14 protein-coding genes are annotated in these 20,799 nt (G+C 68.5%); 9 read left to right on the top strand and 5 right to left on the bottom strand.

Annotated elements, in window-relative coordinates:
* Positions 1–30 precede the first annotated feature (30 nt).
* Together hrpA and AC07OZ_RS25590 are read right to left on the bottom strand one after the other, a co-directional pair.
* Positions 31–4,080 (bottom strand): ATP-dependent RNA helicase HrpA, encoded by a 4,050-nt coding sequence (gene hrpA, locus AC07OZ_RS25595; RefSeq protein ID WP_495469861.1) that lies wholly within the window; start codon positions 4,078–4,080, stop codon positions 31–33.
* A gap of 64 nt (positions 4,081–4,144) precedes the next feature.
* Positions 4,145–4,513 (bottom strand): VOC family protein, encoded by a 369-nt coding sequence (locus AC07OZ_RS25590; RefSeq protein ID WP_495469860.1) that lies wholly within the window; start codon positions 4,511–4,513, stop codon positions 4,145–4,147.
* A gap of 154 nt (positions 4,514–4,667) precedes the next feature.
* Between AC07OZ_RS25590 and argA the strand changes: the two genes are divergently transcribed.
* From argA to hemH, 8 genes are all read left to right on the top strand, one after another.
* The gene (gene argA, locus AC07OZ_RS25585) at positions 4,668–6,008 is read left to right on the top strand and encodes an amino-acid N-acetyltransferase (protein ID WP_421037901.1); all 1,341 of its coding nucleotides are present in this window, start codon (positions 4,668–4,670) and stop codon (positions 6,006–6,008) included.
* 122 nt (positions 6,009–6,130) lie between these two features.
* The gene (locus tag AC07OZ_RS25580; RefSeq protein WP_088403658.1) at positions 6,131–6,403 is read left to right on the top strand and encodes an oxidative damage protection protein; all 273 of its coding nucleotides are present in this window, start codon (positions 6,131–6,133) and stop codon (positions 6,401–6,403) included.
* 100 nt (positions 6,404–6,503) lie between these two features.
* On the top strand, positions 6,504–6,806 hold the full coding sequence (locus AC07OZ_RS25575; protein WP_067275254.1) for an H-NS histone family protein: 303 nt from the start codon (positions 6,504–6,506) through the stop codon (positions 6,804–6,806).
* 278 nt (positions 6,807–7,084) lie between these two features.
* A complete protein-coding gene (locus AC07OZ_RS25570; protein ID WP_495469859.1) occupies positions 7,085–9,607 on the top strand; it encodes a putative bifunctional diguanylate cyclase/phosphodiesterase in 2,523 nt (840 codons plus the stop codon).
* 9 nt (positions 9,608–9,616) lie between these two features.
* The gene (gene dnaG / locus AC07OZ_RS25565) at positions 9,617–11,683 is read left to right on the top strand and encodes a DNA primase (protein WP_495469858.1); all 2,067 of its coding nucleotides are present in this window, start codon (positions 9,617–9,619) and stop codon (positions 11,681–11,683) included.
* Between the two features lie 376 nt (positions 11,684–12,059).
* Positions 12,060–14,300 carry an RNA polymerase sigma factor RpoD gene (gene rpoD, locus AC07OZ_RS25560; protein ID WP_495469857.1) on the top strand — a complete coding sequence of 747 codons (2,241 nt, stop codon included), beginning with the start codon at positions 12,060–12,062 and terminating at the stop codon, positions 14,298–14,300.
* Between the two features lie 267 nt (positions 14,301–14,567).
* Positions 14,568–15,506 (top strand): adenylate/guanylate cyclase domain-containing protein, encoded by a 939-nt coding sequence (locus AC07OZ_RS25555; protein WP_495469856.1) that lies wholly within the window; start codon positions 14,568–14,570, stop codon positions 15,504–15,506.
* A gap of 74 nt (positions 15,507–15,580) precedes the next feature.
* Entirely contained in the window at positions 15,581–16,681 is a 1,101-nt protein-coding gene (gene hemH / locus AC07OZ_RS25550) for a ferrochelatase (protein ID WP_495469855.1), read from the top strand.
* Here the strand turns inward: hemH and AC07OZ_RS25545 are convergent, their stop codons facing one another.
* The 3 genes from AC07OZ_RS25545 to AC07OZ_RS25535 all read right to left on the bottom strand — a co-directional run bounded on the left by AC07OZ_RS25545 (position 16,682) and on the right by AC07OZ_RS25535 (position 19,851).
* A complete protein-coding gene (locus tag AC07OZ_RS25545) occupies positions 16,682–18,199 on the bottom strand; it encodes a tripartite tricarboxylate transporter permease (protein ID WP_495469854.1) in 1,518 nt (505 codons plus the stop codon).
* A gap of 19 nt (positions 18,200–18,218) precedes the next feature.
* Complete coding sequence (locus AC07OZ_RS25540; RefSeq protein WP_495469853.1) at positions 18,219–18,743, bottom strand: tripartite tricarboxylate transporter TctB family protein; 525 nt, start codon at positions 18,741–18,743, stop codon at positions 18,219–18,221.
* Between the two features lie 136 nt (positions 18,744–18,879).
* Positions 18,880–19,851 (bottom strand): Bug family tripartite tricarboxylate transporter substrate binding protein, encoded by a 972-nt coding sequence (locus AC07OZ_RS25535; RefSeq protein WP_495469852.1) that lies wholly within the window; start codon positions 19,849–19,851, stop codon positions 18,880–18,882.
* 161 nt (positions 19,852–20,012) lie between these two features.
* On the opposite strand from AC07OZ_RS25535, the gene AC07OZ_RS25530 reads away from it, so the two are divergent.
* On the top strand, positions 20,013–20,705 hold the full coding sequence (locus tag AC07OZ_RS25530; RefSeq protein ID WP_495469851.1) for a response regulator transcription factor: 693 nt from the start codon (positions 20,013–20,015) through the stop codon (positions 20,703–20,705).
* Positions 20,706–20,799: the final 94 nt, after the last annotated feature.

Raw genomic sequence — 20,799 nt, 5'->3', positions numbered from 1 at the left:
TCGCCTGAAGAACTGAGGGGGATTCTCCGCTCAGTTCTGTAACTGCGCCCACACCTTTTCCAGGCGCTTGACGCTGACGGGCTGAGGCGTCCTCAGTTCCTGCGCGAAGAGACTGACCCGCAATTCCTCGAGCTGCCAGCGGAAATCGTCGACCCGCGCGTCCGACGTGCCCTTGAGATCCGCGACCCGGCGCGACCAGCGCTGCTCCAGCGGACGGAGCTCCGAGAGCAGCTTCGCGTCGCGCGGCGCGTCGGCGCGCAGCTTGTCCAGGCGCAGCGTGATCGCCTTCAGGTAGCGCGGGAAATGCTGCAGCTGGCTCCACGGGGTCTGCAGGACGAAGCGCTTGGGCATCAGCCGTTGCAGTTGCGCCTGGAGGTCATCGACGACGTCCTTGGGGGCCGTGCGGGCGTCCTTGAGCTTGCGCAACGCGGCCTGGTACTCGATCAGCACGTTGAAGGCGAGGCGCGCCACTTCCTGCGCGATCAGGTTGAGCCGCGCGCGGCCTTCCTCGAGGCGGGTCTTGAAGCTGAACTCGTCCACCGGCAGCGGATCGGCCAGGAAGGCGCGCTCCAGCGCGACCGCGATGATCTGGTCGCGCAGTTCCTCGGCGGTGCCCAGGCTCATGTAGGCGACCGACATCTGCGTCAGGTCGGGGATGTTCTTCTCGAGGTACTTCAGCGGTTCCTTGAGCTGCAGCGCGATCAGGCGGCGCAGGCCGGCGCGGTGCTTCGCGGCGGCGAGCTCGGGCTCGTCGAAGACTTCGATCTCGACGTGCTGGCCCTTGTCGATCAGCGCGGGGAAACCGATCAGGGTCTGCGGGCCGCGCTTGATCTCCATCAGCTCGGGGAGCTCGCCGAAGGTCCAGGCGGTGTAGGTCTTCGTGGCTTCGACGGCGGGTTTCTGCGGCGGGATGACCGTCGCCTTGATGCCGCGGGAGGGCTTGCCGTCGCTTGACGTCGTCCGTCCTTCGTCGACCGCAGCCCTCACCCCTGCCCTCTCCCGCGAGCGGGAGAGGGAGTCGTCCGAGCCTTGCCGCCCGCGAGCGCCATCGGCGCCTTGTCGATCCTGGGAATCGCCCGGAGCTTGTCGGATCTGGGCGTCGTCCGAGCCGTGCAGCTTCAACGCCGCCAGCGCCTGGAAGGCAGAGCGCGCTTGCGTGCCAAGTTCTGCCTTCAGCGTTGCGAGGTTGCGGCCCTGGCCCAGTTGGCGGCCATGCTCGTCCACGACGCGGATGTTCATGAACAGGTGCGGGGGCAGCTGTTCAAGCTTGAAGTCGTTGCGCTGCACGGCGACCTGCGAGCGCTCCTTCACCGCCTTGAGCAGCACGTCGACCAGGCCGCCCTGCGCGAACGGGTTCAGCTCGACGAACTCGGCGACGAACTCGGGCAGCGGCGTCAGCCGGTTGCGCGGCTTCTGATGCAGGCTCTTGAGCAGCGCCGTGACCTTGGCCTCGAGCATGCCCGGCACCAGCCAGTCGACGCGCTCGTCGCTGACCTGGTTGAGCGCGTAGATCGGCACGGTGACCGTCAGGCCGTCGCGCGCGTCGCCGGGTTCATGCAGGTAGGTCGCGGTGCAGTCCACGCCGCCCAGGCGGATCGTCTTCGGGAACGCGTTGCTGGTGACGCCGGCAGCCTCGTGCCGCATCAGCTCGTCGCGGCTCAATTGCAGCAGGCGCGGGTTGGCCTTGCTCGCTTCGCGGAACCACTTCTCCAGCGTCACGCCGGAGTACACGTCGGCCGGCAACTGCTGGTCGTAGAAGGCGTAGATCAGCTCGTCGTCGACCAGCACGTCCTGGCGGCGCGACTTGTGCTCGAGCTCTTCGACCTTGGCGATCTGCTTCTGGTTGTGGGCCAGGAACGGGAGCCGCGTCTCCCAGTCGCCGTTGACCAGCGCCTCGCGGATGAAGATCTCGCGCGCAGCGACGGCGTCGACGCGGCCGAAGTTCACCCGCTTGTTGTTGTAGAGCACGATGCCGTAGAGCGTCGCGCGCTCCAGCGCGACGACCTCGGCGGCCTTCTTCTCCCAGTGCGGCTCCAGCAGCTGGGTCTTGATCAGGTGGCCGGCGATGCCGGGCAGCCATTGCGGCTCGATCGCCGCGATGCCGCGGCCGAACAGCCGCGTCGTGTCGACCAGTTCGGCCGCGACGATCCAGCGGCCCGGCTTCTTGCTCAGGTGCGCGCCGGGATGGCGCCAGAACTTGATGCCGCGCGCGCCCAGGTACCAGTCGTCGTCATCGGCCTTCACGCCGATGTTGCCCAGCAGGCCGGCCAGCATCGACAGGTGGACCTGCTCGTAGGTCGCGGGCGCGCCGTTCAGGCGCCAGCCGTGCTCGGCGATCACCGTGTGCAGCTGCGAGTAGATGTCGCGCCACTCGCGCACGCGGCGCGGGTTGACGAAGTTGTCGCGCAGCAGCTGTTCCTGCTTGCGGTTGGAGAGTTTGTGTTCGCCCTCCCCGCCCTTCGATTCGCCGAGCCATTTCCAGAGCTTCAAGTAGCCCATGAACTCCGACTTCTCGTCGTCGAACTTCTTGTGCTTCTCGTCGGCCTGCTGTTGCTGCTCCATCGGCCGGTCGCGCACATCCTGGCCGGACAGCGCGCTGGCAATGACCAGCACCTCGCTGAGCGCATCGCGCTGGCGGGCCTCCAGGATCATCCGGCCGACGCGCGGATCCAGTGGCAGCTTGGACAGCTCGTGACCCATGGGCGTGAGCTCGTTGCGCTCGTCGACGGCGCCCAGTTCGTTGAGCAGCTGGTAGCCGTCGGCCACCGCCTTGCGCGGCGGCGGCTCGATGAAGGGGAAGTCCTCGACCTGGCCCAGGTGCAGCGACTTCATCCGCAGGATCACGCCCGCAAGCGAGCTGCGCAGGATCTCGGGGTCCGTGAAGCGCGGCCGCGAGAGGTAGTCCTTCTCGTCGTAGAGCCGGATGCAGGTGCCGTTGCTGACACGGCCGCAGCGGCCGGCACGCTGGTTGGCGGCGGCCTGACTGATGTTCTCGATCTGCAGCTGCTCGACCTTGTTGCGGTAGCTGTAGCGCTTGACGCGTGCCAGGCCGGGGTCGATCACATAGCGGATGCCGGGCACCGTCAGCGAAGTCTCGGCGACGTTGGTCGCCAGCACGATGCGCGGCTGGCCGTGCGGCTGGAAGACGCGGTTCTGCTCCTGCTCGGACAGGCGCGCGAACAGCGGCAGCACCTCGACGCCGGGCGGGTGATGCTTGCGCAGCGCCTCGGCGGCCTCGCGGATCTCGCGCTCGCCGGGCAGGAAGACCAGCACGTCGCCGCGACCGTGGCGCCAGAGTTCGTCGACGGCGTCGCAGATGGCGTCGTTGACGTCGTACTCGCGCGATTCCTCGAAGGGCCGGTAGAGCTGCTCGACCGGGAACAGCCGGCCCGAGACCATCAGCACTGGCGCGGGTCCCTTCGCCGAGGCGAAGTGCTGCGCGAAGCGGTCGGCGTCGATGGTCGCCGAGGTCACGACGACCTTCAGGTCCGGACGGCGCGGCAGGATCTCGCGCAGGTAGCCGAGCAGGAAATCGATGTTGAGGCTGCGTTCGTGCGCCTCGTCGATGATCAGCGTGTCGTAGGCGCTGAGCAGCGGATCGGTCTGCGTCTCGGCCAGCAGGATGCCGTCCGTCATCAGCTTGACCGAGGCGCCCGGCTGCAGCCGGTCCTGGAAGCGGACCTTGTAGCCGACGACGTCGCCCAGCGGCGACTTGAGCTCCTCCGCGATGCGCTTGGCGACGCTGGAGGCGGCGATCCGGCGCGGCTGCGTGTGGCCGATCAGGCCGCCGCCGTTGCCGCGGCCCCGTCCCATCGCCAGCGCGATCTTGGGCAGCTGCGTCGTCTTGCCTGAGCCGGTCTCGCCGCAGACGATCACCACCTGGTGCTCGGCCATCGCCCGCATGATCTCCTCGCGACGGCCGGAGACCGGCAGCGATTCGGGGAACTCGATCGGCGGGATCGCGGTGGCGGGCGCGGGGGCGCGCGCTGCCTGACGCGGGGGGCGTGGCGGGCGCGGGGGACGCGGCGGGCCGGAAGGCCGAGGGGGACGCGGGGCGGGGGCGTTGGTGTCTTGACTCACGGGGCGCGGATTATCTCGCGCCCCGCGAGAGGAGGCCGGACGTCAGGTCAAGGTCACTGCCGGCTCACTTCTTCTCGTCCGGCATCTCGGCGTACGTGATCACGTTGATCACCGCCCCTTGGGGGTCCTGGAGCGTCGCCATCCGCCCGACGGTGGGCACCTCCATGATCTCCATCAGGACCTTGCCGCCCATCGCCTTGGCCTGGGCCACCGTCTCGTCGACGTTGTCCACGGTGACGTAAATGCCCCAGGCGGGCGGCATGCCCTGCTGCGGGCAGGCCATCAGGCCGCCGATGGCGTCGTCCGCGCCGCGGGTCTTGATCAGGTGGTACGGCGGCGCGTCGGCCGGGCCACCCGGCATCGGCATGACCTCGATCTGCCAACCGAACAGCTTGCCGTAAAACTCGGTGGCCTTTTTCGGGTCCGTCGTCATCAACTCCGACCAGCTGAAGGCGCCATGCGTCTTGAACACTTCCATGTCTCGCTCCGGGGGTGTTGCGGAGGCGCCATGCTCCGCTCCCGGACAGCGTCCCGCAAGTGACCTTCCCGCCACGTTGCGGGGACAGCCTGTTGCACAATCCGCGCCCATGAGCCTGGTCTTCCCCCATACCTTCGTGCCGTGGTTTCGCGCGGTGGCCCCTTATATCCATGCGTATCGCGGAGAAACCTTCGTCGTCGGCATGACCGGGGAAATGATCGCCGCCGGCAAGCTCAACAGCTTCGTCCAGGATCTGGCCATCATGCATGCGATGGGCATCAAGATCGTGTTGGTCCACGGTTTCCGCCCGCAGGTCAACGAGCAGCTCGCGCTCAAGGGCCATCAGCCGCAATACAGCCACGGCATGCGCATCACCGACGGCATCGCGCTGGACAGCGCCCAGGAAGCCGCCGGCCAATTGCGTTTCGAAATCGAGGCGGCGTTTTCGCAAGGCCTGCCGAACACGCCGATGGCCAATTCCACGGTGCGCGTCGTGTCGGGCAATTTCCTGACCGCGCGGCCGGTCGGCATCGTCGACGGCGTCGATTTCAAGCACTCCGGCGTGGTGCGCCGCGTCGACGCCGCCGCGATCCAGCGCGCCATCGATATCGGCGCCATCGTGCTGATGTCGCCCTTCGGTTTTTCGCCCACCGGCGACGCCTTCAATCTGATGATGGAAGACGTCGCGACGGAAACCGCGATCGCGCTGCAAGCCGACAAGCTGCTGTTCATGACCGAAGTCGAGGGCGTGCGCGAAAACCCCGAAGACCCGGAAAGCGCGATCGACACGGAACTGGCGCTGGCCGACGCGAAACGGCTGATCGCCAAACTCCCGCCGCCGACCCAGCCGACCGACGTCGGTTTTTATCTGAAGTACTGCGTGACGGCCTGCGAATCGGGCGTCGAGCGGTCCCACATCCTGCCTTTCGCCGTCGACGGCGCGATCCTGCAGGAGGTCTATACCCACGACGGCATCGGCACGATGGTCGTGGACGAAAAACTCGAAAGCCTGCGCGAGGCAACCCACGACGATATCGGCAGCCTGATCGCGCTGATCGAACCCTTCGAGCGCGACGGCACGCTGGTCAAACGCGAGCGCAGCGAAATCGAACGCGACATCGAGTCCTATACCGTCATCGAACACGACGGCGTGATATTCGGCTGCGCCGCGCTGCATCCCTACCAGGAAGCGCGCACCGCCGAAATGGCGGCACTCACCGTGTCCAGCGCCGTGCAGGGCCAGGGCGACGGCGAACGCATCCTCAAGCGCATCGAGCAGCGCGCCAAGGCCATGGGCCTGACCAGCGTCTTCGTGCTGACCACGCGCACCATGCACTGGTTCATCAAGCGCGGTTTCCAGCCGGTCGATCCGAACTGGCTGCCCGAGGAACGCAAGCGCAAATACAACTGGGACCGGCGTTCGCAGGTCCTCGTCAAGAAACTCACCTGATCCCCGGTCCCGGCATTCCACGGATCCGGGATAGCTCCCGAGGCAGCGGCCATCGTCGGCCGGCTGCCGCACTCCCCCACGCCGGACTAGCGTCCGTCTCTTTTTGAACACCGAGGTTTGATATGGCCCGCACCGTCCAATGCGTTTATCTGAAGAAGGAAGCCGAGGGCATGGACTTTCCCATCTATCCCGGCGAACTCGGCAAGCGCATCTATGAGAACGTGTCCAAGGAAGCCTGGGCCGCGTGGATGAAGCACCAGACCATGCTGGTCAACGAAAACCGCCTGAATCTGGCCGACCAGCGCGCGCGCCAATACCTCGCGCGGCAGATGGAACAGTTCTTCTTCGGCGGCGGCGCGGAACAGCCCGCCGGATATGTCCCGCCGACGGAGTGATTTCCGGGGATTTACCCCCTTGCGGTGATACTCGATTCCCTGCCTATAATGCGGCATTCCCTTTCGAGGGAGCCGTTGAACTACGCGAGGAATTGCATAAATGGCATCGCTCAAAGACCTCCTGGCCCAACGGGCCGCCCTCGAAGCGCAAATTGCGGAAACCCAGGACCGGGAACGGTCCGACGCGATCGGCAAAGTCAAGTCGCTGATGCAGGAATACGGCCTGACGGTCGCCGACCTGACCGCCCGCGCCGCCAAGACCGGCACGCCGAAGTCCTCCAAGGTGGCCGCGAAGTATCGCAATCAGGCCACCGGCGAAACCTGGAGCGGCCGCGGCCTGCAACCGAAATGGCTGAAGGCGGCCATTTCCGGCGGCGCCAAGCTGGAAGATTTCGTGATCTGACCGCAATGTTCTGAAGGCCATTCGCCTTCGGACACCAGTTCTTACATCGGTTTCAACACCGGGAAAGCCGCCTTCGGGTGGCTTTCTGCATTTTTCGATCCCCCCTTTCGGTGCTACCTCCCGCGGGGGACCCCCATTCCGGGGGGAGTGCCGCGCTCGGCAGGGATAGCGCTGACCGGCCGCCGTCGGCGCGCGGCTAGCATGCCCGCCGGTCCCCTCCGCGCCTCGCGCGGATCCGCTCTTTTCCTCCTACGCCCCTCCGCACCTTGAAGTCCGAGTTGTCCGCCCCTGCCGGCTGGGCCCCGCCCGCCCTGCCCCGACGCCTGCCCGCCGCGGCGCCGGCCGCGCTGCTGGTGGCCGCCACGGCCCTGCTGCTGATCGCTGGCGCCCTCTGGCCGGCGTGGCGCGCGGTGGCCTGGTGGCTGCTGCCGCTGCTCGGACTCGGCGCGGTCCTGCACGCCCGGGCGCTGCGGCAGCGCGCGCTCGACGAGCGCCGCGAATGGCGCACCAAGATCGACGACGCCGGCCTGTCCCTCGCGCAGTGGGTCCCCGGCGAATCGGTCGCGATGTCGCCCGGCTGGCAGTCGCGGCTGGGGCCGCTCGATGTCGAGGACCCGCTGGCGTGGCTGGCGCAGGTGCACGCCGTCGACCGGATGAAGCTCGAGGAGCGGCTGCCCGCGCTGCTGCAAGGCGGACAGGCGGCGGCCAGGCCGCGGGACGCCGACGACCGGGATTTGTCGGCGCCCGAACCCGACACGCTGCACCACGCCCTGCGCCTGCCCGACGAGGACGGCGGCTGGGTCTGGCACGAACTGCGGCTGCGTGTCGCGCGCCGCGATCCCCGCGGCCGCGCCCGTCAGGTGCTGGCCAGCCTGCAGGACATCCAGTGGCGCCGGACCGCCGAGGAGCGCCAGCGCATGAGCAGCGGGCTGTTCCAGCATTTGCACGAAGGCCTGGCGATCACCGACCTCGAACACCGGCTGCTCGACGCCAATCCCGCCTACTGGACGCTGATGGCGGCGCTGCTGGAGCCGCCCGCGGGCCTGGTCCTCGAGAACGACGGCCAGACGCCCGACACCGCCGAGGCGCTGCGCCGCCGGATGCTGGGTCAGCCGGCGCTGCCGATGGACGAGGCGCAACTGCGCCGGGCCGGACACGATCCCGAGGCGATCGCCGAAGCGCTGGCTGACCCCGCCGGCCACTGGCACGGCCTCGTCAAGGTCCGCGCCGCCGGCGGTCAGCCCCGCACGCTGCGGCTGACCGTGTCGTCGATCCCCGAACCGGACGGTCCGCCCCGCTATCGCGTGCTGGCGCTCAGCGACCTGACGCAGGAACTGCAGCGGCAGCAGGCGCTGGAGCGGATCGGCCGTTTCGACCTGCTGACCGGATTGCCCAACGAGCAGGAGTTCCATCGACGGCTGCAGGCCGCGCTCCACACCAGCCGCCAGGTGGGGCCGGGCTTCATGCTGTGCGTCGCGCGCGTGGACCTGGACGGCTTCGCCGCGTTCAACCGGCGGCATGGCATCGTCCGCGCGGACCAGGCGATGCGGGAACTCGCGCGGCGCCTGACGCTCGCGCTGCGCCAGGCGCCGCAGTGGTCGGACGAGGTCGCCCGGCTCGGCGGCGACGAATTCGGGCTGCTGCTGCGCGTGCAGAGCGTCGAGGAAGCCCAGCAGGCGCTGGACCGGCTCGTGCAGGTGCTGCGCCGGCCGATCGATCCGGAAGACGAGAGCGGCGATGACCAGGCGGGCAGCGGCCCCGCCAGCCCAGGCAACGCGGACATCTCGAGCGACGGCACGGACCCGGAGGACGCCCCCGGCGGCGCGCTGCGGCTGAGCGCCAGCGTCGGTGCGACGCTGTTCCCGCAGGACGGCGGCGAGGCCGAGACGCTGATGCGCCACGCCGCGCACGCGCTGTATCGCGTCAAGCGCAGCGGCCGCGACGGCGTGCAGTTCTTCGACGTCGAGAAGCGCCGCAGCCGCGAGGCGCAGGCGCAGGCCGCGCTGCGCGTGCAGCAGGCGCTGGAGGCGGGGGAACTCTGCCTCTACTACCAGCCGAAGCTGGACCTGGTCAGCGGCGAACTGCTCGGCGCCGAGGCGCTGCTGCGCTGGCGCCATCCGCAGCGCGGGCTGCTGGCGCCCGCCACCTTCCTGCCGACCGTCGAGCACAGCGGCATGGCCGCGCAGCTCGGCCACTGGGTGCTGGAACAGGCGCTGGAGCAGAACCGGCTCTGGCGCGCCGCAGGGCTGGACCTGGAACTCAGCGTCAACATCAGCCCGCGCCACCTGGCGGCGCCGGCCTTCGTGCCACGGCTCGAGGCCCTGCTCGCCCGCCATCCCGACGTGCCGCCGCACCGGCTGGTGCTGGAACTGCTGGAGTCCAGCGCGCTCGACGACGTCGCGCACGCGCGCCGCCTGCTGACCGACTGCAAACGCCTCGGCCTGCGCCTGGCGATGGACGACTTCGGCACCGGTTATGCGACGCTGTCGGTGCTCAAGCAGTTGCCGCTGGACCAGCTCAAGATCGACCGCTCGTTCGTGCAGACCATGCTCGTCGATCCGCAGGACCGCGCGCTGGTGCAGGGCGTGATCGCGCTGGCGGGACAGTTCGGCTGTGAACTGGTGGCCGAGGGCGTCGAGTCGCCGGCCCACGCCCAGGCGCTGATCGCGCTGGGCTGCCAGGTCGGCCAGGGCAGCGGCCTGTGCGAGCCGCTGCCGCCGCAGGCGCTGCTCGACTGGGCGCTGCGCCGCACGCCGCCACCCTCGCCGGCCCGGCCGCGCGCGCCGCAGGCCATCACTTAAAATCCCGAGGTGATCCCACCCGGCTTTATTCAGGACCTCCTGGCCCGCGTCGACATCGTCGACATCGTGGGCCGCCATGTCGACCTCAAGAAGGCCGGCATCAACCACAAGGGGCTGTGTCCGTTCCACGGCGAGAAGTCGCCGAGCTTCACGGTCAGCCCGTCGCGCCAGACCTACCACTGCTTCGGCTGCGGCCAGCATGGCAACGCCGTCGGCTTCCTGATGGAGCACCTGGGCATCGGCTTCATCGACGCGGTGCGCGACCTCGCCCAGCAGGCCGGCATGCAGGTGCCCGAGGACGACCGCAGCCCGCAGGAGCGCGAGCGCGAGAAGGCACAGAAGCAGCGCCAGGCGACGCTCACCGAGGTCCTCGCCAAGGCCGGCCAGCACTACCGCCAGCAGCTCAAGGGCAACCCGCGCGCGATCGAGTACCTGAAAGGCAGAGGCCTGACCGGCCAGATCGCGCTGCAGTTCGGCCTCGGTTACGCGCCGGACGGCTGGCGCTCGCTGGCCAACGCCTTTCCGTCCTACGACGACCCGCTGCTGGTCGAGACCGGCATGGTCATCCTGCAGGACGATCCCGGCAAGAGCGAGGCCGAACAGCGCCGCTACGACCGCTTCCGCGATCGCGTGATGTTCCCCATCCGCAACGTGCTGGGCGAGGTGATCGGCTTCGGCGGCCGCGTGCTGGACAAGGGCGAGCCCAAGTACCTGAACTCGCCGGAGACGCCGGTCTTCCACAAGGGCCGCGAACTCTACGGCCTCTACGAGGCCCGCCCCGCGATGCGCCGGCGTGGGTACGCGCTGGTCGTCGAGGGCTACATGGACGTCGTCGCGCTGGCGCAGCACGGCTTCGGCAACGCGGTCGCGACGCTGGGCACGGCCTGCACGGCGGAGCACGTGCAGAAGCTGTTCCGCTTCACGGAGTCGGTGGTGTTCAGCTTCGACGGCGACGCCGCCGGCCGCCGTGCGGCGGGACGCGCGCTCGAGGCCGCCCTGCCCCACGCGAACGAGACGCGCACGATCAAGTTCCTGTTCCTGCCGACCGAGCACGACCCCGATTCGTATGTGCGCGAGCTCGGCGCCGATGCGTTCGAACGTTGCGTCGAAGGCGCCGTGCCGCTGTCGCGCCAGTTGATGGAGACCGCCGCTGACGGCTGCGATCTCGGCACGCCGGAAGGCCGCGCGAAGATGTTGAGCGTCGCCAAGCCGCTGTGGGCCGCGCTGCCTGACGGGCTGCTGAAGCGGCAGTTGCTGGGCGAACTCGCCCGCCGCGCGCAGTTGCCGGACGCGGAACTGCAGGTCCTGTGGGCGAACGCGCAACCGCCGGCGGCACCGGGCTCGCGTCCGCGCGCGGAACGGCCCGCCGCCCCGCCGAAGGCGGCGCCAAGAGCGCCCGCCCCGTCTTCCGACGGCCCCCACGACGAGCCCTACTTCGACATCCCCGCCTCCGCCTATGGCGACGAGGCCCATGCCGGCGCGGACGACATCCACATTCCCCCGGATGCTTACGGAGCGGGCGCTGGCGCCGCTCCGGCGCCCCAGGCGCAAGGCCAGGGCGAGCGCAAGAAATGGGTACCCAAGGGCGAATACAAAGGCAAGGGCGGCAAGGGCGACTGGCGCAAGCGCGACCAGGATCCGACCATCGGCATGCCGATGCCACCACCACCCGCTCGAACCGTCCAGGCGATGCGCCTTCTGCTCTTGCATTCGGACCTGTGGAACGCACTAAGCGATCAGGATCTTCAGTTGTTGCATGAGCTTGATGGCGAGCATGGCCAAATGGTTGCGTGGCTCGAACGTTTTGTCGTCGATCACGGGACGGCCCCGTGGGCAGTCATACAAGTCGCGCTGGAAGAGTCCGGCTTGACTGAGCTAGCTCAACGCGTGTGCGGCGGTTCGCTTAGCACCCCTCCGTCGAACGAATCCGTTGAGAGCGAATTCAGACAAGTGATGCGCAATTTGTGGAAGCTCCGCCTTCAAGACGAGGCGGAGCAACTCGCAAAGAGCCCCAACCCCGACGTTCGGAAATACATGGACCTCCAGCGCCAAATCAAGGACTTGGAGTCGTCTTGACCCAAGCTTTTTGACCGAATGGGAAAATTCGCAGATAATCTATGGTTTTCGCGCGTCAAGAGTGACCGCAGCGCCAACCGGTCCCCGGCCCCCCACTGACCCTGGGTTCATACACAAAGTGGCCAACTTACACCGCCTGGGCTGCAACAACAAAGGTTCACGCTAACCTTCACGCGCAAAGCCTTGAATGGCAGTCGGTTTGCCCCGATCTGCCATCCGAGGCCTGAGTTCGAGCCGCCTGGCTCGCTCGCGCCGCATAGCCCGCAGGAGTCGGGAGTTTGCGGGCGCCAGCGGGGCAGGTGGCTGTTTGCATTGCCTGCACCCACTGCGATTTCCCCGCATTCACCTACTGGCCCCTGAGCCACCGAGGAACTGCATGACCGCCAAAAAGACCGCGTCCAAGGCCGCCGCCGCAGAAACCGAAGAAGTCAAGAAGCCGGCCGTCAAGGCCGCCGCGAAGACCACCAAAGCCGCCACCGCTGCCGCGTCCGACGACGACGCGAAGCCCAAGCGCGGCCGCAAGCCCAAGGCCGAGACCGAGTCGAAGAAGCCGGCCGCCAAGGCCAAGGTCGAAGTGGAGGAAGAGGACTTCGCCGATGTCGACGCCGATGGCGAGACCGAGGGCGAGGTCGACGCGGAAGTCGAGACCGCCGAGGCCGTCGAGGTCGAGGAAGTCGGCGAGGACAAGCCCAAGGCCAAGCCGCTGCGCATGAAGGTCAGCCGCGCCAAGGAGCGCGCGCTGATGCGCGAGTTCGGCCTGGACGAGACCGCGCTGACCGAAGAGGAAGTCGCCAAGCGCCGCCAGGAGCTGAAGACCCTCATCAAGATGGGCAAGACGCGGGGTTTCCTGACGCATCAGGAAATCAACGACCACCTGCCCGAGAAACTGATCAACGAGGAAATCCTCGAGGCGATCGTGTCGATGCTCAACGACATGGGCATCGCCGTGTACGAGCAGGCGCCCGACGCCGCCACGCTGCTGATCCAGGGCTCGACCTCGCCGACCGCCACCGAAGAGGAAGCGGAAGAAGCGGCCGAGGCCGCGCTGTCGACCGTCGACTCGGAGTTCGGCCGCACGACCGACCCGGTGCGCATGTACATGCGCGAGATGGGCACCGTCGAGCTGCTGACCCGCGAGGGCGAGATCGAGATCGCCAAGCGCATCGAAGGCGGCCTGCAGGCCATGATGCTGGCCATCTCGGCCTCCCCGACGACCATCGCCGAGATCCTGGCCATCGCCGCCAAGATCCGCGCCGGCGAGATGCAGATCTCCGAATCGGTGGACGGCTTCGTCTCCGATGACGAGGCGGACGACTACGTCGCGGAAGAAGACTTCGACGAGTTCGACGAAGAGGACGACGACGACGGCGCCGGCGGCTCCAAGGCCCTGACCAAGAAGCTCGAGGAGCTGAAGAACGCCGCCCTGGTGAAGCTGGATTCGCTCGCGACCAACTTCGACAAGATGCGCAAGGCCTTCGAGAAGGACGGCTACAAGTCGGCCAACTACAACAAGGCCCAGTCCGCGATCAGCCAGGAGCTGATGACGATCCGCTTCACGGTCAAGACCATCGAGAAGCTGTGCGACATCCTGCGCTCGCAGGTGGACGACGTGCGCCGCTTCGAACGCGAGATCCGCAAGATCGTCGTGGACAAGTGCGGCATGCCGCAGGAGCACTTCATCAAGACCTTCCCGCCCAACGTGCTGAACCTGCAGTGGGCGGAGAAGGAAGTGGCCTCGGGCAAGTCGTACGCGAACATCATGTCGCGCAACCTGCCCGCGATCCAGGAACTGCAGCAGAAGCTGATCGACATCCAGGGCAAGGCCGTGGTGCCGCTGGACGACCTCAAGGGCATCAACAAGCGGATGAACGAGGGCGAGAAGGCCTCGCGCGACGCGAAGAAGGAAATGATCGAGGCCAACCTGCGCCTGGTCATCTCGATCGCCAAGAAGTACACCAACCGCGGCCTGCAGTTCCTGGACCTGATCCAGGAAGGCAACATCGGCCTGATGAAGGCGGTGGACAAGTTCGAGTACCGCCGCGGCTACAAGTTCTCGACCTACGCGACGTGGTGGATCCGCCAGGCCATCACCCGCTCGATCGCGGACCAGGCCCGCACCATCCGCATCCCGGTTCACATGATCGAGACGATCAACAAGATGAACCGGATCTCGCGTCAGCATCTGCAGGAGTTCGGCTTCGAGCCGGACGCGCCGACGCTGGCCGAGAAGATGGAGATGCCCGAGGACAAGATCCGCAAGATCATGAAGATCGCCAAGGAGCCGATCTCCATGGAAACGCCGATCGGGGACGACGACGACAGCCACCTGGGCGACTTCATCGAGGACACCAACAACACCGCGCCGATCGAGGCCGCCATGCAGGCCGGCCTGCGCGAGGTGGTGAAGGACATCCTCGACAGCCTGACCCCGCGCGAAGCCAAGGTGCTGCGCATGCGCTTCGGCATCGAGATGAGCACGGACCACACGCTGGAGGAAGTCGGCAAGCAGTTCGACGTCACCCGCGAGCGCATCCGCCAGATCGAAGCCAAGGCGATCCGCAAGCTGAAGCATCCGTCGCGGAGCGACAAGCTGCGCACCTACCTGGACAACCTTTGATCCAGACCCAGACCCGGGGCCCAGCGATGGGCACCGGGTTTGCCAGAAAGACCGGCCACGTCCTCGGACGCTGGCCGGTTTTTTCATTGGGGCCGCCCCCTTCGGACCCCCGCCGTCCCGGAGCACGTACGGCATTCGCCCGCCCGTTGGGGGGAGGTGTCGCACCGGGGCCGACATGCCCCCGAGGCGAGGGCTTATCACCACGTGACGCCCGGGGTGGCGCAGCTACACTGAGACTTCCATCACATCTTGTCCCCTGTCAGGCCGATGACCCAGATCCGCGAGCGCACCGTCCTGTTTGCCGACTTGCGCGGCAGCACGGCGCTGTTCGAGACGCTGGGGAACGCGGAAGCCTCGGGGCTGGTGACGCAGACGGTCGCCCTGACCGGCCAGGCGGTCGAAGAGAACCGCGGCAACATCATCAAGACGCTGGGCGACGGCCTGATGGCGGCCTTCGACAATCCGCGCGACGGCATCAAGGCCGCGATGCGGATGCAGGAGCTGCTGCTGAAGTCGTCGGCGCGCAGCGAGCGGCTGCGCCACACCCACCTGCAGATCGCGCTGGCGCGCGGCGAGGTCGTCGAGATCCACGGCGACTGCTTCGGCGACGCGGTCAACGTCGCGGCCCGGCTGCTCGACCACGCGGGCGACGGCGAGACCGTCGTGACGGCCGAGGTCGTGAACGGCCTGACCAACGCGCAGAAGGCGCGCTTCCGCAGCCTCGACCACATCAGCGTGCGCGGCCGCGCCGAGCCGGTCCACATCTACGTGCTGGACCAGGGCACCGGCGATCCGGGCGCGACCCAGTTCGGCGAGATCGCCCGCAGCGTGGCGCCGGAAGGCATCCGCCTGGTCTGGCAGGACCTGGACCGCGTCTTCGACATCGAACAGATGCCGGTCGTGCTGGGCCGCAGCACGCAGGCCACCTACTGCATCACCGACGTCCGCGTCAGCCGGTCGCATGCGCGCATCGACTGGCAGGGCAGCAGCTTCAGCTTGACCGACCTCAGCTACAACGGCACCTTCGTGCGCTTCGGCGCCGGCGGCCAGACGCTGAGCCTGCGCCGCGGTTCCTGCACGCTGCACGGCGCGGGCGCGATCGGTCTCGGCGGCGCGGCCTCGGAGTCGCAGGCCCCGACCGTGCGCTTCGAGGTGCTGCACCTGGCCGAAGCCGCCTCGCCGGCGCTGCTGCGACGCGGGCTCTGAGTCGCCGGTCCCTCGCGCGCCCCGTCCCTCCCCTTCCTTCCTCCCTCTTTTCGCGGCCTTCGCCCCCACGCCGGATGAGCTTCCGTCCCGAACCCGATCACGTGCACGGACGCGCGCCGACCATCGGCGTGCTGCTGGTCAACCTCGGCACGCCCGACGCGCCGACGCCCGAGGCCACGCGCCGCTACCTGGCGCAGTTCCTGTCCGACCCGCGCGTCATCGAGATCCCCAAGGCCGCGTGGTGGCCCATCCTGCACGGCGTGATCCTGCGGACGCGGCCGGCGAAGTCGGCGAAGAAGTACGCCAGCATCTGGACGAAGGACGGCTCGCCGCTGATGGTCTGGACGACGAAGCAGGCCAAGCTGCTGCAAGGTCAGCTCGGTGAACAGGGCCACCGCGTCAAGGTGCTGCACGCGATGCGCTACGGCAACCCGTCGATCGCCTCGCAGCTCGACGTGCTGCGCGCCGAGGGCGCCACCCGCGTGCTGGTGCTGCCGGCGTATCCGCAGTACTCGGGCGCGACGACCGCCAGCGTCGTCGACGACGTGGCGCGCTGGGCGCTGACGCACCGGCATGTGCCGGAGTTCCGCTTCGTCAACCGGTACCACGACGACAAGCGCTACATCGCCGCGCTCGCCGACAGCGTCCGGGCCCACTGGAAGACCGAAGGCCGCGGTGAACTGCTGGTGATGAGCTTTCACGGCATGCCCGCGCGCACGCTGGCGCTGGGCGATCCCTACCACTGTGAATGCCTGAAGACCGGCCGGCTGCTGGCCGAGGCGCTGGGCCTCTCCGACGCGCAGTACAAGGTGACCTTCCAGAGCCGCTTCGGCAAGGCGCGCTGGCTGGAGCCCTACACCGAGCCGACGCTGCGCGAGCTCGCCAGCCGCGGGCTGAAGTCGGTCGACCTGATCTGCCCGGGCTTCTCCTCCGACTGCATCGAGACGCTGGAAGAGATCGACATGGAAGCGCGCGAGGCCTTCCTGCACAGCGGCGGGCAGCGCTTCAGCTACATCCCCTGCCTGAACGACCGCCCCGGCCACATCCGCGCGCTGGCGGCGATCGCCGAGCAGCACCTGCAGGGCTGGCCGACGACGGCAGTGCCCGATGAGGCGCAGGCTGCCGCCCTCGCCCGTCAGCGCGACTCGGCGCTGACCGCCGGCGCGGCGCGCTGATCAGCCGATCGCCGCCGCGTGCTGACGCGCCTTGCGGGCGCTCATCCACTTCATCACCCGCGGCAGCAGCAGCACGATGAGCACAACCCCCATCAGCGTGGCCGACATCGGACGCTCGAAGAAGACGGTGAAGCTGCCGCCGCCGATCGCGACGCCGTTGCGCAGGTGCGCTTCGGCGAGCGGGCCCAGGATCATGCCGACGACCACCGGCGCGGTCGGGAAGTCGAAGCGCCGCATCACCACGCCCAGCAGGCCGATGGCCAGCATCACGTAGAGGTCGAAGGCGCTCTGGCGCATGCCGTAGACGCCGACGGTCGCGAAGATCAGGATGCCGGCGTACAGCGGCGCGCGCGGGATGCGCAGCAGCTTCACCCACAGTCCCACCAGCGGCAGGTTGAGCACCAGCAGCATCACGTTGCCGATGTACAGCGACGCGATCAGCGCCCACACCAGGCCCGACGAGGTCTCGAACAGCTGCGGCCCGGCCTGGATGCCGTAGTTCTGCAGCGCAGACAGCAGGATGGCCGCGGTGACCGAGGTCGGGATGCCCAGCGTCAGCAGCGGCACCAGCGTGCCGGTCACGGCCGCGTTGTTGGCGGCTTCCGGCCCGGCCACGCCCTCGATGGCGCCGACGGTGCCGAACTCCTCCTTGTGCTTGGACAGCTTGCGCTCGGTCGCGTAGCTGAGGAAGGTCGGGATCTCGGTGCCGCCGGCGGGGATCACGCCGAACGGGAAACCGAGCGCGGTGCCGCGCATCCACGCGGGGATCGAGCGCTTCCATTCCTGGCGCGTCATGTGCACGCGGCCCATGGTGTTCATCGTCAGGTTGCTGCGGCCTTCATAGAGCGCCACGTAGAGCGTCTCCCCCACCGCGAACAGGCCCACCGCGACCAGCACCGTCTCGATGCCGTCCATGAACTCGGGCACGCCCGCCGTGTAGCGGATCTGGCCGGTCAACTGGTCCTGGCCGATCACGCCCATCGCCAAGCCGATGAACAGCGCGGTGAGTCCGCGCAACGTGCTCTGGCCGAGCACCGCGCTGACGGTGGTGAAGGCCAGCAGCATCAGGCAGAAGTACTCCGGCGGACCGAGCCGCACGGCGAAGTCGGCCAGCACCGGCGCGAACAGCGTCACCAGCACGGTCGCGAACGTGCCGGCGAAGAACGAGCCGATCGCCGCCGTCGCCAGTGCCGCGCCGGCGCGGCCGTGGCGGGCCATCTTGAAGCCCTCGAGCGCGGTCACCATGGTGCCGGTCTCGCCCGGGGTGTTGAGCAGGATGGACGTGGTCGAGCCGCCGTACATCGCGCCGTAGTAGATGCCGGCGAAGAAGATCATCGACGCGGTCGGGTCGACCTGCGCGGTGATCGGCAGCAGCATCGCGACGGTCACGGCCGGGCCGAGGCCGGGCAGCACGCCGATCGCGGTCCCGAGCGCGCAGCCGACGAAGGCCCACATCAGGTTGACGCCCGAGGCGGCCGTGGCGAAACCGCCCATCAGGTGGGTCCAGAGGTCTTGCATGTCGGAACTCCGGTGAGGCTTACAGCCAGCCGCCGGCCGTGATGGCGGGCAGGTTGAGCGCGAGCAGCTTGTTGAACAGCCAGAACACCGGGGCCGCGATCAGCAGGCCGGTGACGGTGTCGATGACGATCTGGCGCACGCCGCCGTGGCCCTTGCCCTCGGCGCGGCGCAGGCCGCGCACGGCCAGCACGAAGCACAGGGTGCAGGCGAGGACGAAACCGATCGTCGTGATCAGCGACGCGTTGGCGATCACGGCGCCGACGACCCAGGCGGCGGACAGCCAGTCGGCCTTCGGCGCGCCGGACGGCGGCTCCATCGAGCGGAAGCCGCCGCTGCGCGACTCCCAGATCAGCCAGGCGCCACAGACCAGCAGCGCGACGGCGATGAACCAGGGCAGCGCATTCGGGCCGACGCCCGAATAGCCCGCGTCGGCCGGGATCGCGACGGCGCCGAAGGCCATCACGCCGCCGACGACCATCGCCGCAGCACCGACCAAGGTTTGATAGAACGGGCCGGGTGTGGCCTGCTCGGTGGAGTCAGTCATGGGGACCTCCCGGTCCAGAGTCAAGTCGATAGCGGCCGCGCCGTTTCTACCAAGCGGAGCCCGTGGAACTGGCTTCGCCAGGCCACCGGGCTCGCCCCCTTGAGGGGGCCGGCGAAGCCGGTAGGGGGTGGGTGGATCAGACCATGCCTGACTTGTGCATGATGGCGCGCAGCGAGGCGAACTCGTTGTCGACGAAGGTCTCGAAGTCCTTGCCGGTCAGCACGGCCGGCGTCCAGCCGTTCTTCTCGAGCGCTTCCGTCCAGGCCTTGGACTTCGTCGCCTTCACGACCAGGTCGATCAGCGTCTGACGCTGCGCCGGCGTGATGCCGGGCGCGCCGTACACGCCGCGCCAGTTGCCGATCTCGACGTTGTAGCCGAGCTCCTTCATCGTCGGAATGTCCAGGCCCTTGATGCGCTGCGGCGCCGTGATCGCGATCGGGCGCATCTTGCCGCTCTCGATGTAGGCCTGGAACTCGCTGTAGCCGCTGCCGCCGATGCTGACGTTGCCGCCCAGGATCGCGGCCACGGCCTCGCCGCCTCCACGGAAGGCGACGTAGTTGATCTTGGTCGCGTCGACGCCCACCTCGCGCGCGAGCATGGCCGCGGCGATGTGCTCCGTGGCGCCGCGCGAACCGCCGCCCCACTTCACCGAACCCGGATCCTTCTTCAGCGCCTCGACGACATCCTTCATCGTCTTGAACGGCGAGTTGGCCGGCAGCACGAAGACGTTGTACTCGCTCGTCAGGCGCGCGATCGGCGTGGCCTGCGTCAGCGTGACGGGCTGCTTGCTGGTGATCAGGCCGCCCAGCATCACGGCGCCCATCACCATCATGGCGTTCGGGTCGCCCTTGGCGGCGTTGACGAACTGCGCCAGGCCGATCGCGCCAGCGGCGCCGCCCTTGTTCTCGAAGGTCACCGCGCCCGCGGCGCCCGCGTCCTGCAGGGCCTTGCCCAGCGCGCGGCCGGTGATGTCCCAGCCGCCGCCCGGGTTGGCGGGCACCAGGATCTTCAGGGCCGCCGCAGCGGCCTGCGCGCTCAGCGGCAGCGCGCCGGTGGCGCCCAGCGCGGCGAAGGCGGCCGCGGACTTCAGGAATTGGTCTCGACGCATGCTCATGTCTCCTGTTGTAGATCTCGTCACCGGGGCAGAGCGCGCACCCGGTCGTCGTTGTAGGCGTGAATCCTGCACACGGCGGCTTTCATTCGGCTGTCGGGAAGCTCAGGGTTGACCCTGAGCGGCTGCCGATCAGTGCGTGGCGGACACTGCCGGGCATGAGGCTGTTTTTCGTCGAGGACAACGCCGCGCTGCAGACCACGGTGGCGCGGTCGTTCGAACGCCGCGGCATCCAGGTGCACGTGTTCGCCGAGGGCCGCGTGGCGCTCGAACGCTGGCGCGCGCTGCCGCCGGACGTCGTGCTGCTGGACCTGTCGCTGCCCGACATCGACGGACTGGAGCTGCTGTCGGCCGCGCGTGCCGAACAGCTCACGACGCCGGTGATCATCCTGACCGCGCGCGGCACGGTGGGCGACCGCATCCTGGGATTGAACATCGGCGCCGACGACTACCTGCCCAAGCCCTTCGACCTCGACGAACTCGAGGCCCGCGTGCGCGCCCTCGCCCGTCGCAGCCGCGGCGCGGCGGGATCGACGGGCGGCGCCGCGGGGCACGAGGACGAGTCCTTCCACGGCCTGCGCGTGGATGCCGACAGCGGCGCGATCTACCACCTCGGGCTACCGCTGGACCTGCCCCCGCGCGAGGCCGCGCTGCTGCGCGCCCTGCTGGCGCGCCCGGGCCAGGCGGTGGCGAAGGAGCGGCTGACGGAGATCGTCTTCGCCGACGACCTCGACGTGCAACCGGACGCGGTCGAAGTCGTCGCCTACCGGCTGCGCAAGCGGCTGCCCGCGGACGGCGCGCGGCTGGTGACGCTGCGCGGCCTGGGCTACCTGCTCAAGGCGCCGGACTGAGTGGACGAAGTGATCCAAGGGCCGGACCGCGCGACGCCCGCAGGGACGCAATCGCAGACGCAGTCCTCGCCGCGGCCGCGCCGGCGCTGGCTCT

It is taken from the genome of Roseateles sp. GW821-FHT09G03, assembly GCF_059416045.1.
Note: the sequence above shows the minus strand (reverse complement) of the source record. Positions and strands in the feature narration are given on the sequence as shown.